This window comes from Paraburkholderia sediminicola, assembly GCF_046030555.1.
Lineage (GTDB): Bacteria > Pseudomonadota > Gammaproteobacteria > Burkholderiales > Burkholderiaceae > Paraburkholderia > Paraburkholderia sediminicola_E.
Genome location: NZ_JAQQCH010000001.1, coordinates 204721 through 219103 on the forward strand (window position 1 = coordinate 204721; position 14383 = coordinate 219103).

14 protein-coding genes are annotated in these 14383 nt (G+C 61.9%); 3 read left to right on the forward strand and 11 right to left on the reverse strand.

What is annotated here, in order from left to right; all coding sequences use genetic code 11:
* Positions 1-32: 32 nt before the first annotated feature.
* From acpP to PQQ52_RS00980, 7 genes are all read right to left on the reverse strand, one after another.
* The gene (gene acpP / locus PQQ52_RS00950; protein ID WP_004197638.1) at positions 33-272 is read right to left on the reverse strand and encodes an acyl carrier protein; all 240 of its coding nucleotides are present in this window, start codon (positions 270-272) and stop codon (positions 33-35) included.
* 151 nt (positions 273-423) lie between these two features.
* Entirely contained in the window at positions 424-1173 is a 750-nt protein-coding gene (gene fabG, locus PQQ52_RS00955; protein WP_408206004.1) for a 3-oxoacyl-ACP reductase FabG, read from the reverse strand.
* 72 nt (positions 1174-1245) lie between these two features.
* Complete coding sequence (gene fabD, locus PQQ52_RS00960) at positions 1246-2181, reverse strand: ACP S-malonyltransferase (RefSeq protein WP_408206006.1); 936 nt, start codon at positions 2179-2181, stop codon at positions 1246-1248.
* A 111-nt stretch (positions 2182-2292) separates the two neighbouring features.
* Complete coding sequence (locus tag PQQ52_RS00965; protein ID WP_408206008.1) at positions 2293-3282, reverse strand: beta-ketoacyl-ACP synthase III; 990 nt, start codon at positions 3280-3282, stop codon at positions 2293-2295.
* The gene (gene plsX, locus PQQ52_RS00970) at positions 3282-4388 is read right to left on the reverse strand and encodes a phosphate acyltransferase PlsX (RefSeq protein WP_408206010.1); all 1107 of its coding nucleotides are present in this window, start codon (positions 4386-4388) and stop codon (positions 3282-3284) included. Before plsX ends, PQQ52_RS00965 begins: the two co-directional genes overlap by 1 nt.
* Positions 4389-4560: 172 nt before the next feature.
* Positions 4561-4740, reverse strand: coding sequence for a 50S ribosomal protein L32 (gene rpmF, locus PQQ52_RS00975; RefSeq protein WP_006051932.1), 180 nt, complete (start codon positions 4738-4740; stop codon positions 4561-4563).
* A 109-nt stretch (positions 4741-4849) separates the two neighbouring features.
* On the reverse strand, positions 4850-5494 hold the full coding sequence (locus tag PQQ52_RS00980; protein WP_408206012.1) for a YceD family protein: 645 nt from the start codon (positions 5492-5494) through the stop codon (positions 4850-4852).
* A gap of 213 nt (positions 5495-5707) precedes the next feature.
* On the opposite strand from PQQ52_RS00980, the gene PQQ52_RS00985 reads away from it, so the two are divergent.
* Together PQQ52_RS00985 and PQQ52_RS00990 are read left to right on the forward strand one after the other, a co-directional pair.
* Positions 5708-6325 carry a Maf-like protein gene (locus PQQ52_RS00985; RefSeq protein ID WP_408206014.1) on the forward strand — a complete coding sequence of 206 codons (618 nt, stop codon included), beginning with the start codon at positions 5708-5710 and terminating at the stop codon, positions 6323-6325.
* Positions 6322-7041, forward strand: a complete 720-nt coding sequence (locus PQQ52_RS00990; RefSeq protein ID WP_408206016.1) for an SAM-dependent methyltransferase — start codon at positions 6322-6324, stop codon at positions 7039-7041. Before PQQ52_RS00985 ends, PQQ52_RS00990 begins: the two co-directional genes overlap by 4 nt.
* Before the next feature lie 111 nt (positions 7042-7152).
* On the opposite strand, the gene PQQ52_RS00995 is transcribed toward PQQ52_RS00990, so the two are convergent.
* From PQQ52_RS00995 to PQQ52_RS01010, 4 genes are read right to left on the reverse strand one after another with little or no spacing between them, the layout of a single operon-like run.
* Positions 7153-8157, reverse strand: coding sequence for a S49 family peptidase (locus tag PQQ52_RS00995; protein WP_408206018.1), 1005 nt, complete (start codon positions 8155-8157; stop codon positions 7153-7155).
* Positions 8158-8191: 34 nt separating this feature from the next.
* Positions 8192-8596 (reverse strand): Rieske (2Fe-2S) protein, encoded by a 405-nt coding sequence (locus tag PQQ52_RS01000; protein ID WP_408206019.1) that lies wholly within the window; start codon positions 8594-8596, stop codon positions 8192-8194.
* Positions 8593-9252 (reverse strand): HAD-IIIA family hydrolase, encoded by a 660-nt coding sequence (locus PQQ52_RS01005; protein ID WP_408206021.1) that lies wholly within the window; start codon positions 9250-9252, stop codon positions 8593-8595. The genes PQQ52_RS01000 and PQQ52_RS01005 overlap by 4 nt, the downstream gene beginning before the upstream one ends.
* Positions 9245-10279, reverse strand: coding sequence for an RluA family pseudouridine synthase (locus PQQ52_RS01010; protein ID WP_408206760.1), 1035 nt, complete (start codon positions 10277-10279; stop codon positions 9245-9247). The genes PQQ52_RS01005 and PQQ52_RS01010 overlap by 8 nt, the downstream gene beginning before the upstream one ends.
* 732 nt (positions 10280-11011) lie before the next feature.
* Between PQQ52_RS01010 and PQQ52_RS01015 the strand changes: the two genes are divergently transcribed.
* A complete protein-coding gene (locus PQQ52_RS01015; protein WP_408206023.1) occupies positions 11012-14293 on the forward strand; it encodes an Rne/Rng family ribonuclease in 3282 nt (1093 codons plus the stop codon).
* Positions 14294-14383 lie beyond the last annotated feature (90 nt).

Genomic DNA, 14383 nt, shown 5'->3' on the forward strand with positions numbered 1-14383 from the left:
CCGCCAACGCAGAAACGCAGGCGCGAATGACTTTAGGCCTTGACGTTCGCGCGAGCGTAGTCGATCGCTTGCTGAACGGTGGTGATCTTCTCGGCTTCTTCATCCGGAATTTCCATGCCGAATTCGTCTTCGAGGGCCATCACGAGTTCAACGGTGTCGAGCGAGTCGGCGCCGAGGTCATTCACGAACGAAGCTTCGTTCTTGATTTCAGCTTCTGCAACGCCCAGTTGTTCTGCGACGATCTTCTTGACGCGCTGTTCGATATTGTCCATTACCCCTCCAAGGGAAAAGAAGTTCAAAAATACAGGTGCGCGCATTTTATCAGGTTTGACCCGGCAAAAAAGAGGCGCATCGGGTTCCTGTCAAGGCATGCGCCTTACGCTTTTGCAAACGCATCAAGGCGCGGATAGTAACCGAATTTTGTTACGACATGTACATTCCGCCGTTCACATGCAGCGTCGTGCCGGTGATATAGCCCGCTTGCGGCGACGCGAGGAACGCCACGGCATGCGCGATATCGTCCGGGCTACCAAGGCGGCCGAGCGGAATCTGCGTCTTCAGCGCGGTTTGCTGCTCTTCCGGCAGGGTCTTGGTCATGTCCGTATCGATGAAGCCCGGCGCGACGCAATTGACAGTGATACCACGGCTGCCGATCTCGCGTGCAAGCGCCCGGGTCATGCCCGCGACACCCGCTTTAGCGGCTGCATAGTTGACCTGCCCCGGGTTGCCGGCCGAGCCGACCACCGACGTAATGTTGATGATACGGCCGCCCTTCGCCTTCATCATCGGACGCAACACCGCGCGCGACAGACGGAAGACCGACTTGAGATTGGTGTCGATCACCGCGTCCCAGTCGTCGTCTTTCATGCGCATCGCGAGTTGGTCTTGCGTAATGCCGGCATTGTTCACCAGCACGTGCAGCGCGCCAAATTCCTTCACGGTGCCGTCGATCAGCGTTTCGGCTGCTGCAGCGTCGTTCACGTTCAGCACCGCTCCGCGGCCGTTCACGCCGGCTGCAACAAATGCTTCGGTAATCGCGGCGGCACCGCTTTCACTAGTCGCTGTGCCGATCACCGTCGCGCCCTGGCGCGCCAGCTCCATCGCGATTGCTCGGCCAATGCCGCGCGACGCACCCGTTACGATTGCGATTTGCTTGTCGAGAGTCTTTTCCATCTGTCAGTCCGAATGCCCTTTCGGAGGGCTGATTGATTCCTGATGTCGATCGTGGCGCTGATGACGCGGCGTTCAGCCCGCCGTCACGAGCTTGAGCGTTTCTTCGAGCGAAGCCGGATCGAACACCGAAGCGCCGACCAGATTGCCGTCGATGCGCTTCGTCAAACCCGCAAGGACCTTGCCAGGACCGCATTCGATCACATGTGTGACGCCTTGCGCCGCCATCGCCTGCACGCTTTCGACCCAACGCACCGGACCTGCAGCCTGACGCACCAGCGCGTCCTTGATCTTTGCCGGCTCGTTGACCACCGCGACGTCAACATTGTTGATCACCGGAATCGATGGCACCTGCACGTCGACGCTGGCGAGATACTCGCGCAATTGATCCGACGCGGGTTTGAGCAGCGACGAGTGGAACGGCGCCGATACCGGCAGCGGCAACGCCCGCTTTGCGCCCTTCGCCTTCGCGACTTCGCAGGCCTTTTCGACGGCAGCCTTGTGACCGGCGATCACGACTTGCGCGGGCGCATTAAAATTCACTGCTTCGACAACGCCCGCGACCGACGCTTCGGCGCAAACCGCGCGCACCGTGTCGTCATCGAGGCCGAGAATCGCGGCCATACCGCCAACCCCTACCGGTACGGCCGTTTGCATAGCTTGCGCGCGAAAACGCACGAGCGGCACGGCATCGCGAAACGCGATCGCGCCCGCCGCGACCAGCGCGGTGTATTCGCCGAGGCTATGACCGGCGACGATGGCCGGCTTCGGGCCGCCCGCCTGCTGCCACGCGCGATAAATCGCATATGCGGCGGTCAGCATGACCGGCTGGGTATTGGTGGTGAGGTTCAGATCTTCGACGGGGCCTTCGGCGATCAGCTTGCCGAGGTCCTGATTGAGCGCATCGGACGCTTCCTGAACCGTCTCGCGCACGACCGCGTGATCGGCAAATGCGTTGAGCATACCGACCGCCTGAGAACCTTGCCCAGGAAAAACGAATGCAAATTTCATATCGTCCCCAAAATCGATGTTGTCAGATGTGGGTGGCGCGCCCGGTTGATGGCGAGCGCGCTCAAGCGTAGTCGAGCGCCACGAAGAGCGCTCGCCATAACGTCGCCGCTATCAGTAGCGGATAACCGACGCGCCCCATGTGAAGCCGCCGCCGACGCCTTCGATCAGCACGTTCTGGCCGCGCTTGATGCGGCCATCGCGCACCGCGACGTCAAATGCGAGCGGAATGGACGCAGCCGACGTATTGCCGTGCTCGCCCACCGTGACGACCATGCGTTCCTGCGGCAAGCCGAGCTTGCGGCAGGTGCTTTGCATGATGCGGATATTGGCTTGATGCGGAATCAGCCAGTCGATCTGCTCGGCCGACAGATTCGCTTTTGCGAGTGCCTCGACCGCGACCTTTTCGAGCACATTGACCGCGAGCTTGAACACAGCCTGCCCGTCCATATGCAGGAACGCGCTACCCTCGATCACACCACCGTTCACATTGCCCGGCGTGCAGAGAATGTTCGAATGACTGCCGTCGGCATGCAAAGCGCTCGCCAACACGCCCGGTTCTTCGGACGCCTGCAGAATCACCGCGCCCGCACCGTCACCGAACAGCACGCAGGTGGTACGGTCCTTGAAGTCGAGAATGCGCGAGAAGGTTTCTGCGCCGATCACGAGCGCCGTACGATGCTGGCCGCCGCGAATCAGGCTGTCTGCCATCGCAACCGCATAGGCGAAGCCGGAACAGACGGCCTGCACGTCGAATGCCGCGCCGTGGTTCTTGATGCCGAGCTTGTTCTGCAACAGGCACGCGGTACTCGGAAACACAAAGTCAGGCGTGGAGGTTGCAACGATGATCAGATCGATGGATTGCGGATCGATATCAGCCGCTTCGATCGCGCGCTGCGAGGCGATCAGCGCGAGATCGCTGGTGGCGACATCGGGTTCGGCGAAGTGGCGCGCGTGGATGCCCGTGCGGGCAACGATCCATTCGTCGCTCGTCTCGACGCCCTGCCTGGCGAGACGTTCAGCCAGATCCTGATTGGTGACGCGCCCGGGCGGCAGGTAGCTGCCGGTGCCCAGCACGCGGGAATAAATTGTCGATTGAGCCATTATGCCTTCGAGGATTGCGCAGCGTAGGGCTCGGCCGGCTGGCCTGCGATCGGGCTTGCTTGACCCGCACCGCTCGCGTCGCGCGCCGCCTGTTCGAGAGAACTCGCATTCTCTTCCATTGCCCGCGCAAGGCGTTCCAGCACGCCGTTTTTGACGGCATCATACCCGCGTTTGATAGCCCACTCAAACCCATAGGCATCCGCCGAGCCGTGGCTTTTGATCACCAGCCCACGCAGGCCCAGCAATGCGGCCCCGTTATATTGCCGATGATCGACGCGTTTCTTGAAACGCATCAATACCGGCAATGCGAGCACCGCCATCACCTTGGTGAGCCACGAGCGACCGAACTCTTCCTTGATGATGTTGGAGAGCATCTGCGCGAGGCCTTCCGACGTTTTCAGCGCGACATTGCCGACAAAACCGTCGCAGACGATTACGTCGACCGTGCCCTTGAAGATGTCGTTGCCTTCAACGTTGCCGTGAAAGTTAAGTGTACTCGCGCGCAGCAGCTCGCCGGCACGCTTGATGGTGTCGTTACCCTTGATGACTTCTTCGCCGATGTTGAGCAGCCCAATGGTGGGCCGCTCGCGGCCTTCGAGCGCGGACACGAGCGCGTGCCCCATCTCCGCGAACTGCAGCAGATGCTGCGGCTCGCAATCGACGTTGGCGCCCAGGTCGAGCATCATCGTGTAGCCAGTGGGATTGGGTAGCGCGGACGCGATCGCCGGGCGTTCGATGCCCGGCAGCGTCTTCAGCACATAACGCGAGACCGCCATCAGCGCGCCGGTGTTGCCGGCGGAAATGCAGGCTTGCGCCTCGCATTCCTTGACGCGATTCAGCGCCACGCGCATGGATGAGTCTTTTTTCTTGCGCAGCGCGACTTCGACCGAATCGTCCATAGCGACGATTTCGGAAGCAGGCACAACGGTCAGCGCCGGCAGGTCCTGAGCCTTCAACTTCTTCAGCTGCGCACGAATCGCACCTTCAATGCCGACGAGCAACAGCTCAGCATCGGGATGCGAACGAACGAAGTTGACGGCAGCGGGAACGGTCACGGACGGGCCGTGGTCGCCTCCCATGCAATCTATCGTGAGCTTTACGGTCATGGAGTGCGACGAATTTCAGGCGCCCTGCATGGGATCGCAGTAAGCGCGAAAGCACCAACTGCGATCGACACAAAAAAGCGGCAGTTGAATGCCGCCTTTTTGCCGAGCCGGGAAAATGTCAAGCGAGCCGATCGCCACGCGAAACGCCAAGGGGCGCAACGCAATGGAACGATTAGTCGTTCTTCGTCTTGACGACTTTCTTGCCGCGATAGTAGCCGTTCGGGCTAACGTGGTGACGCAGATGCACTTCGCCCGTGCTCGGCTCCACGGCCAGCGGCGCTGCCGTCAGGAAATCGTGCGAACGGTGCATGCCGCGCTTCGACGGCGACTTCTTATTTTGTTGAACTGCCATGACTAACTCCTAAAATCCTAAAAATTTTCCGAATTCTAACACAGCCCGACCCGGTGTCCGCCATCGGCCGAATGGCCAATGCGCCCGCTTCGCGCTCCCATGCAACTGTTCAGTGCTTCTTGTCGCCCGGCTCACCGCGCTTGAGACTTTCGAGCACCGCAAACGGGTTGGGCCGTTCGGGCTCACCGCCCTCGCCAGCTTCGTCCGATGCAGCCTCATCGCCCTCGCCTTCTGCTCCAGCCACACCAGAGACGAGGCTCTCGTGTACTTCGGGACAAACCTCGTGCTTGGGCACGAGCGGCAAGGAAAGCAGCAACTCTTCTTCGATCAAGTCGATGAGATCGAACTGGCGCGAGCCCACGATCACTTCGACTTCATCCTCGTCGAGCGGAAACTCTTCGGCTTCCGCCTCAGTGTTGACGATCCGGTAAGTTGCATCGACATTGAACGCCTGCAGATACGGCGTCATGCACCGCTGGCATTCGAGCCATGCCGCACCATGGACCGCCAACCTCAAATAAGGCTGCGGACCTTCGGCGCCATTGTCCTGCAATTCCGGCTGCGTCGCCCCTTCGGCTTGCCAGGTGAACGCGGTATCGCGGTCTGGCGCTTCTACCGGGACTTCGTTTAACATGCGCGGCAGTTGCGAGACGCGCACGACACCCGCGGCCTGGCGCCCACTCCGCGCGAATTCGAACAGATCGAGATCATGCGGGTCGGGCAGACCAGCAGGGCTGCCAGGATGTTGAGTCATGTGCGCTCCTGCGTCGGCAAGGATTTCGCCGAGGGTAAATCGGTTTGCAAAGTAGTCCGCGAACTTCAGAAAAAGGCCCGCTTGCTCAATAGCATACCGATGAAAAGCCCGAAATCATATCCGTTTTGTCTTTTCGAGTCAAACACTTAAGCCCGTACATACGCAAATTCCGCGTAACCTCGTACGCCCCGCCTCTCTAGCTGTTGGTTGACCATGCCAGATTCCCTCAATCGCCCGCCACGCCTGATTCTGGCGTCGAGTTCGCCGTATCGTCGCGAACTGCTCGAGCGCCTGCACATTCCGTTCGAAGTCGTCGTGCCGGCGATCGACGAGACGCCGCTTGCCGGCGAAACGCCCGAAGTAACCTCCCTGCGCCTCGCCGAGGCGAAAGCCCGCGCGGTGGCAGGCAAACTCGGCGCTGGCGAAGCCGCACTCGTAATCGGCTCGGATCAGGTTGCCACCTACGACGGCCTGCAGATCGGCAAGCCCGGCACGCATGACAAGGCGCTCGCCCAGTTGCAGGCAATGCGCGGCCGCGAAGTACTGTTTCATAGTGCGCTGTGCCTGTTCGACAGTCGTTCCAGGGCGGCGCAAGCCGTCGACGTCATCACCCGCGTGCAATTCCGCGACTTGTCGGACGCCGCGCTGGATGCCTATCTGCGCGCTGAAACACCCTACGACGTCGCGGGCAGCGCCAAATCCGAAGGTCTCGGCATCGCATTGCTCGAAGCTATCCACTCGGACGACCCGACCGCACTGGTCGGCCTACCGTTGATCGCACTGTCGCGCATGCTGCTCGCAGTGAGTTACCCACTTCTGGGGGCGCAATGAGCGGCACCTTATATCTGATCCCGAACACACTCGGCGAAGGCGACGCCGACGCCCTCGATGCCGTCCTGCCCGCGCCGGTGCGCGCCCGTGCGGCGTCCTTGCACTATTACATCGGCGAAAACGCGAAAACCACTCGCGCTTTCCTGAAGAAGGTCGGCACCGAAAAGCCTATCCAGGAAATCGAGATTCGCGAATTGAATGTCAACACGCCGGCTGGCGAGATCGACAAACTGCTCGCGCCGCTGTTGGCCGGCACCGACGCGGGCCTGGTATCCGAAGCCGGCTGCCCGGCGGTCGCCGATCCGGGCGCGCTGCTGGTGCGCCGTGCGCACGAGCGCGGCGTGAAGGTCGTGCCGTTTGTCGGACCGAGCTCGATTCTGCTGGCGTTGATGGCTTCAGGCCTGAATGGTCAAAGCTTTGCGTTCCACGGCTATCTGCCGGTCGACGCCACTGAACGAGCCAAGCGCCTGCGCGACCTGGAACAGCAGTCGCGCAAAGCCAAACAAACGCAGATTTTTATCGAAACGCCGTATCGGAATCGCGCGCTGCTCGACACGTTGCTGGCGACGTGCGCGCCGTCCACACTAGTGTGCGTCGCCGTCGATCTGACCCTGGAGACAGAAACCATTGCCAGCCGCACCGTGGCCGAATGGAAGAAAAAACCAGCGCTCGATCTGCACAAGCGGCCGGCGATTTTCCTGATCCTCGCAGTCTGATCGCTGCGGCGCCTCAAATCGATCAGCTCGCCGATCGCCGTTTAACGGCAAAAAACAAAAAAAGCCCCGCGCGATCAACATTCAATCGCACGGGGCTTTTTCCGTATTGAATCACCGCAAGCTCATCTTCCCGCCGAGCGCCATCGCGTGAACGGCGCCACTGCCGACCGCCGCACCGAACTTGCGTGCTACGCGGTCCGTAATGCTCTCCTTGACCGTATAGTCGACGATATCCGGTGCCTTGAAGAGGTCGCGCGCAACGTAGTCCGCGTCGCCGAAACCGTCTGCAAGACCCAGTTCGACGCTCTTCTGCCCTGTCCAGAAGAGGCCCGAGAACATGTCCGGCGTTTCGTGCAGGCGCTTGCCGCGGCCCTCACGCACGGCGTCGATGAACTGCGCGTGGATCTGGTCAAGCATGTCCTGCGCATGTTCGTCCATCTTCGGCGTTTCCGGCGAGAACGGGTCGAAAAAGCCCTTGTTCTCACCCGAAGTGTGCAGGCGGCGCTGGATCCCCAGCTTGTCCATCAAGCCAGTGAAGCCGAAGCTGTCCATCAGCACGCCAATCGAACCGACGATGCTCGCCTTGTCCACGTAAATCTTATCGGCTGCCGCGGCTGCGTAATAGCCGCCCGACGCACACATATCGCCGACCACGACATACAAGGGGATCGACGGATACTTGGCGCGCAGACGGCGAATCTCGCTATAGATGATGCCCGCCTGCACCGGGCTGCCGCCCGGGCTGTTACAGCGCAGGATCACGCCTGCCGTACCCGCATCGTCGAATGCACTTTCCAGCGCAGTGTTGATATCTTCGGCGTTGGCATTCGTATCAGCGGAGATTTCGCCGTCAAGCGTCACCATTGCTGTATGCCGGCCCGTGGTCGACACCTTGTCGCCGGAGAAATCGAAGGCGCCCCATATCGCCACCAGCACGACGATCAGGAACACAAAGCGGAAAAAGATCTTCCAGCGCCGTGCCGCGCGCTGTTCATTGATTGCCGCAAGCGCAATGCGCTCGAGCGCGGCGCGCTCCCAGCCCGGCTCATCGGCAGGCGTGCGGGGGCGGCCTGTCAGGGACGGTTCCTTCGGTTCAGGAGTCAAATTGTCGGACATGCGGGTGCAGTGGAAAGGTCGAAGAGGAGAAAAATCAGGGGGTGGCCGGGCGCAGTTCGCCGTCGGGCAGCCAGAACACGGCGCGGCCTTCAGGCGTATCCCGCTCGTCAACCTGGACGGGACGCAAGCGACCGCCGCGGCACGGGCCGCCGACGCATTTGCCCGTATCAGGCGCGTAAATCGCACCATGTGTAGCGCACATCAAGTATAAACCGGACGATTCGAAGAACTGCCCTTCTGCCCAGTCGAGCTCCATTGGCACGTGGGCGCAGCGATTCAGATAGCCGTATGCATGGCCATCATAGCGAACAAAAAATACCACGACGTCGCCACCGCCGAGCCTGGCCGCGCGCCGCACGCCCGCACCGCCGTCGACCAGATCTTCGGATGCGCAAATGCGAACGGCCTGCTCCACGGCCTCGGTCGTACCCGCACTCATGCGTTCTCTCGCAGCCAGCCGGACAGGTCGCCGATGCTCGACGCAACGAATTTCGGCGACAAAGCCGTCAACGACCCGGCAGGATGCGCCCCGTATGTGACGCCGATGCCCGCAACGCCCGCATTGATCGCCATTTGCAGATCGTGCGTCGTATCGCCGACCATCACCGTGCGCGCTGGATCCTGCCCCAGTTCTCGCGTCAGCTCGTGCAGCATGGCCGGATGCGGCTTCGAGAAGGTTTCGTCCGCACAGCGGGTACCGTCGAACAGGCTTGTCAGCCGCGATTGATCGAGCGCGCGGTTCAGCCCGACGCGGCTCTTGCCGGTCGCCACTGCCAGCAAATACCCTTGATCGCGCAATTCCTGCAACATCTCGCGCACGCCGACAAACAGTTCGGTGGTCTGATCCTTCACCAAATAATGGAAGCGGTAGCGCTCCGCCAGACGCGGGTAATCAGACGGATCGAGCGTGGGCGCGGCGATTTGCAGCGCGTCGCGCAGGCCAAGGCCAATCACATAGCTGGCGGCCTCGTCGGCGGGAACCGGCAGACCGAGATCGCGGCACGCTGCCTGGATGCTGCGCGTGATGTGCGCGGTCGAATCCATCAGCGTCCCGTCCCAGTCGAAGACGATCAGATCAAATTGCTCTCTAGCCATGCGGTGTCGTCTCCGGGTTTGACCCATTTCGTGATTCTCGTAATTCATTGAGCTGCGCCACGAAGCTGCGGCATTCGGCCGGCAGCGGCGCCTCGAACTGCACAGGTGCGCCGGTTGCAGGATGCGTCAGCTTAAGACGGTATGCATGCAGGAACATGCGCTTCAGGCCTGGCTTCGCGTTGGCGCGAGCCAGCGCCTTATTCAGCGCAAAGTCGCCGTATTTGGCATCGCCGACGATCGGCAGCTCCAGATGCTGCAAGTGGACGCGAATCTGATGCGTGCGACCGGTCTTCAGTTCCGCCTCGAGCAGCGCGTATTCCGGCCAGCGGTCGATCAGATTGAAGACCGTATGCGACGCGAGGCCGTCGGCCTGGACGCGAACGCGCCGCTCGCCGTCCGCGGTCAAATACTTATGCAGCGGCTCCTTGACCGCCCGGCGGCGGCCCCAGTCGCTCGCCCAGTCGCCATGGACGCACGCATAGTAGCGCTTATCCATCCTGTTCTCGCGGATCTGCTCGTGCAGATTGACCAGCGCGGAGCGCTTCTTGGCGAGCATCAGGATGCCAGACGTCTCGCGGTCCAGCCGATGCACCAATTCCAGGAATTTCGCCTGCGGCCGCGCTTCGCGCATTTGTTCGATCACACCGAACGCGACGCCGCTGCCTCCGTGGACCGCGACGCCGGCCGGTTTGTCGATCACGAGCATGTGCTCGTCTTCAAAAATAATTTTGAAATCGGCGCTCGGCACCGGCGCCTGGGCGATCGCCTCGTTCGGTTGAGCGACGCGGATAGGTGGCACACGCACCAGATCCCCCAGCTCGAGGCGGTACCGCGCATCTATCCGACCCTTATTTACACGCACCTCCCCGCTACGCAGGATGCGGTAAATATGGCTTTTGGGCACGCCTTTGCAGACGCGCAAAAGGAAGTTGTCAATGCGCTGTCCGGCCGCACTGTCGTCGATCTCGATCATCGAGACCTGGTCGCTTGCGACCGATTTCTGGGATATTTTGCCTAACTCTTTCATTATGAATATAATTTGCCCAGCAGTCTGCGGCGGCCGGCGCAGTGTCCGGAATTCGGGCGGATTGCGCAGGCGCAAGCGATAAACCGTTATTTTACTTGCGCCGGGGTCTGGTTGCTCACCCTGAAAATGAGATGCAACATGTTGCACGCACGAAGTCAGTGCCCGGCAGGGACGGCGCCCACAGGCGCGTTCGGTCAAGGTCAGCTTCGACGGTAACGGAATTTTGGTAAAAAAGAATTTAACTTTCAGCTTTGGCATCGCGCGGTCTGAGGCCCTGCTATACGAAGCTGCGAGTTGCGAAAATACGGCGTGCGCCCGAGGCGTCTTGTAGAAAGTACAAGACATGGCGACGTCAAAATGAGGCGAGACACCCCCAGCGAGAAAAGACGCGCCGACTGCGCGAACTTCCCGTTGCGGCATGACCGCAGCCTTCGACCCTCCGGTCACGCGCCCAGTTGGCGCACCGGCGCGAGTGGACAAAAGGCTTATGAAGGTCTGCTGGCAGAACCCGCGGCGTGTCGGGTCATTATTTGAAGCCGTGTTCGCATGTGCCCTGCGGCACCGTGCCCATTTTTTAATGGGGCCGGGCCCTCTCAGGCAATTCTCCCGCCATTTTTCCCGCTCCAGCGTGCTTGTGAAAACACAATAAGGCGCGGCATGCCGCTGCCCTCCTGGCTCTCGCGACTGACAACCGCGCAGCTGAGGGCTAGCTAAGCCGCCTGGAGCCGTTCAATGAAACGAATGTTGTTTAACGCGACGCAGCAGGAAGAACTGCGCGTCGCCATCGTCGATGGGCAAAAACTCATCGATATCGACATCGAAACCGCCGGGCGCGAACAGCGCAAAGGCAATATTTACAAGGGCATCATTACCCGCATCGAGCCCTCGCTCGAAGCCTGTTTCGTCAACTACGGCGAAGACCGCCACGGCTTTTTGCCGTTCAAGGAAGTCGCCCGCCAGTATTTCCGTGACGGCGTCGACATGCGCTCCGCGCGCATCCAGGACGCCCTCCGTGAAGGCCAGGAACTGATCGTTCAGGTCGAAAAGGAAGAGCGCGGCAACAAGGGCGCAGCCCTGACCACCTTCATCTCGCTCGCCGGCCGGTATCTCGTTTTGATGCCGAACAACCCGCGCGGCGGTGGTGTGTCGCGCCGGATCGAAGGCGACGACCGCCAGGAACTGCGCGAAACCATGGCGCAACTGCAATTGCCGGAAGGCATGAGCATCATCGCGCGCACGGCCGGTATTGGCCGCAGCGCCGAAGAGCTGCAGTGGGACCTGAACTACCTGATGCAACTGTGGCGCGCCATCGAAGCCGCGTCGCAAAGCGGTTCGAGCGGTCAGCCGATGCTGATTTATCTCGAATCGAGCCTGGTGATCCGCGCGATTCGTGACTATTTCCAGCCGGATATCGGCGAAATCCTGATCGACACCACCGAAATCCATGACCAGGCCCGCGCCTTCATGGACATCGTGATGCCTGACAATGTCAGCAAGGTGAAGCGGTATCACGACGATGTGCCGCTGTTCTCGCGCTTCCAGATCGAACACCAGATCGAAACCGCGTACTCGCGCACGGTTCCGCTGCCCTCCGGCGGCGCCATCGTGATCGATCACACGGAAGCCCTGGTCGCGATCGACGTGAACTCGGCGCGTGCCACCAAGGGCGCCGACATCGAGGAAACGGCTGCACGCACCAACCTCGAAGCCGCCGACGAAGTGGCCCGCCAGTTGCGCCTGCGCGATCTGGGCGGCCTGATCGTGATCGACTTCATCGACATGGAATCGGCCAAGAGCCAGCGTGAAGTCGAGCAACGCCTGAAAGACGCTTTGAAGCACGACCGTGCGCGCGTCCAGATGGGCAAGATCTCGCGCTTCGGCCTGATGGAACTGTCGCGTCAACGTCTGCGTCCGGCTTTGTCGGAAGGCAGCCATGTGACGTGCCCGCGCTGTAACGGCACGGGCCACATCCGCGATACCGAATCGTCCGCACTGCAAGTGCTGCGGATCATTCAGGAAGAAGCGATGAAGGAAAACACCGCGGCGATCCATTGCCAGGTGCCGGTCGAAGTGACCGCCTTCCTGTTGAACGAAAAGCGCGCGGAAATCAACAAGATCGAATCGCGTTTCAAGGTCAACGTCGTTCTGATCCCGAACAAGCATCTCGACACGCCGCACTACAAGCTCGAGCGCCTGCGTCACGACGATGCGCGCCTCGACGAGCCGCGCGCCTCGTGGAAGATGGCCGAAGAAGCAGCCCGCGAACTGGAATCGGAAACCGGTTACAGCAAGCGCGCAGAAGAAGTGAAGCCGAAGCAGGAAGCCGCGGTCAAGGGCATCACGCCTGAGAAGCCGGCCCCGAGCGCGCCGGTCCGTCCGGCGGCAACCCCGGCTCCGGTGGCAGTCACACCGGCCGGCGGCGGCTTTATCGGCTGGTTGAAGAATCTGTTCGGCGTGCAGCCGGCCGCACCGGCGCCTGTCGCGCCGCCTACGACCGACAAGCAGACGCGTCCGCAACGCGGCGAACGCACGGAGCGCGGTGAGCGCACCGGCGAACGCGGCGGCGATCGCAACCGCAATCGCCGTGGCGGCGCTGGCGGCCGTGATGCAGCGGGCCGTGCCGAAGGCGCGACCGGCGGCCGTCAGGCTCAAGGTCAGCAGCCGTCGCAGCGTCGCGAGGAACGCGAACCGCGTGAGGGCCGTGAAGCACGCGAAGGTCGTGAAGCACGTGAATCGCGCGAGCCGCGTGGCACTCGTGAGCCGCGTGAGGCCCGCGAAGGCCGCGAACCGCGCGAGGCTCGTGAGCCGCGTGAAGGTCGCGAAAACCGTGACCGCGACAATCGTGGCAGCGACCGTGCCGAAACCGTCGAGGGCGCACCGCGCGCCGAACGTGGCGAACGCCGTGAACGTGGCGAGCGTACTGAACGCGGCGAACGCCGCAAGCAGCAGCCGGAAGCCGCAGATGCACTGACGCAAAACGACGCGCAAACCGCGGAAGAACTGGCGCAAAACCAGACTGCCTTGGGCGAAAACGGTGCACCGGTCGATCAGGAAGCGGTTGCGCGTGAAGGTGAAGAGCGCCGTCGCCGCCGTCGCGGCCGTCGTGGTGGCCGTCGTGAGCGTGAAGAAGACGTGAACGGCAATCTGGCTGCGGACGTCGCGGAAGCCGAAGGCGACAACGCCAATGTGACCGACGAAGCACCGGTGCGCACCGCGCATCAACCGGTTGAGCACAAGGCCGACGTCAACGAAGCGAACGACGTTAAGCCGGTAGAAGTGGTTGTCGCAGCTGTCGCGACGGAAACCGCGGTGGTCAGCGAACTGCATGCTGCAACTGAAACGCCGGCCCTGGCAGTCGAGAAGGCTGCGAAGACGGAAACGGTTGTGCCGGTCGCGGAAGCGCCGGTGGCATCGGTTACGATCGAACAGGCAGTGGAAGCGCCGGTGGCGCATGTCGCTGCCGTGCCGGTCGAAGCTGCGCCGGCGGCCAGCGAAACAGTTTCGCTGGTCGAACCGGCCGCGCACGCTGAAACCCCGGTCGAAGCTGCGGTTGAAGCCCCCGCTGAAGCGCGGGTCGAAACGCCGGCAGTTGCTCCGGTCGTTGAAGCACAAGCCGCACCGGCTTCGCTAGAAACCGCAGCCCCGGCGGCAGTGGTCGAAGCACCGGCTGCCCAACCGGCGCCGCAAGCCGAGATCGTCGAACCGCAACCCGTCGTTGCAGCAGCCGCTCCGGCAGTTGAGGCGGTAGTCGAGCCGGCAGCAGTCGAGCCGACGCCGGTTGCAGCTGCGCCGCAGGCACCGCGTAACGGCGGCGTGTCGGCGGAAGCCCTGAAGCCGGTGCTGGAACAAGCCGGTCTCGTCTGGGTGAACACGGACGCCGACAAGCTGCGGGCCGCACAGGAAGCTGCTGCACAAGCGGCCAAGCCGGCTCGTGTGGGTCGCGAGCGTAAGGCATTGCCGCCGGCCGAAGCCGCGCCGATGCAAATGGTGGAAACCGGTAAGCACGCGCAATAAGCGAACCGCCGCCTCGCAAAAAGCCCGCCCTCACCGGCGGGCTTTTTGTTTTATGGACGCCATCACGCCCGTTTGATCGCGTGCTTTATG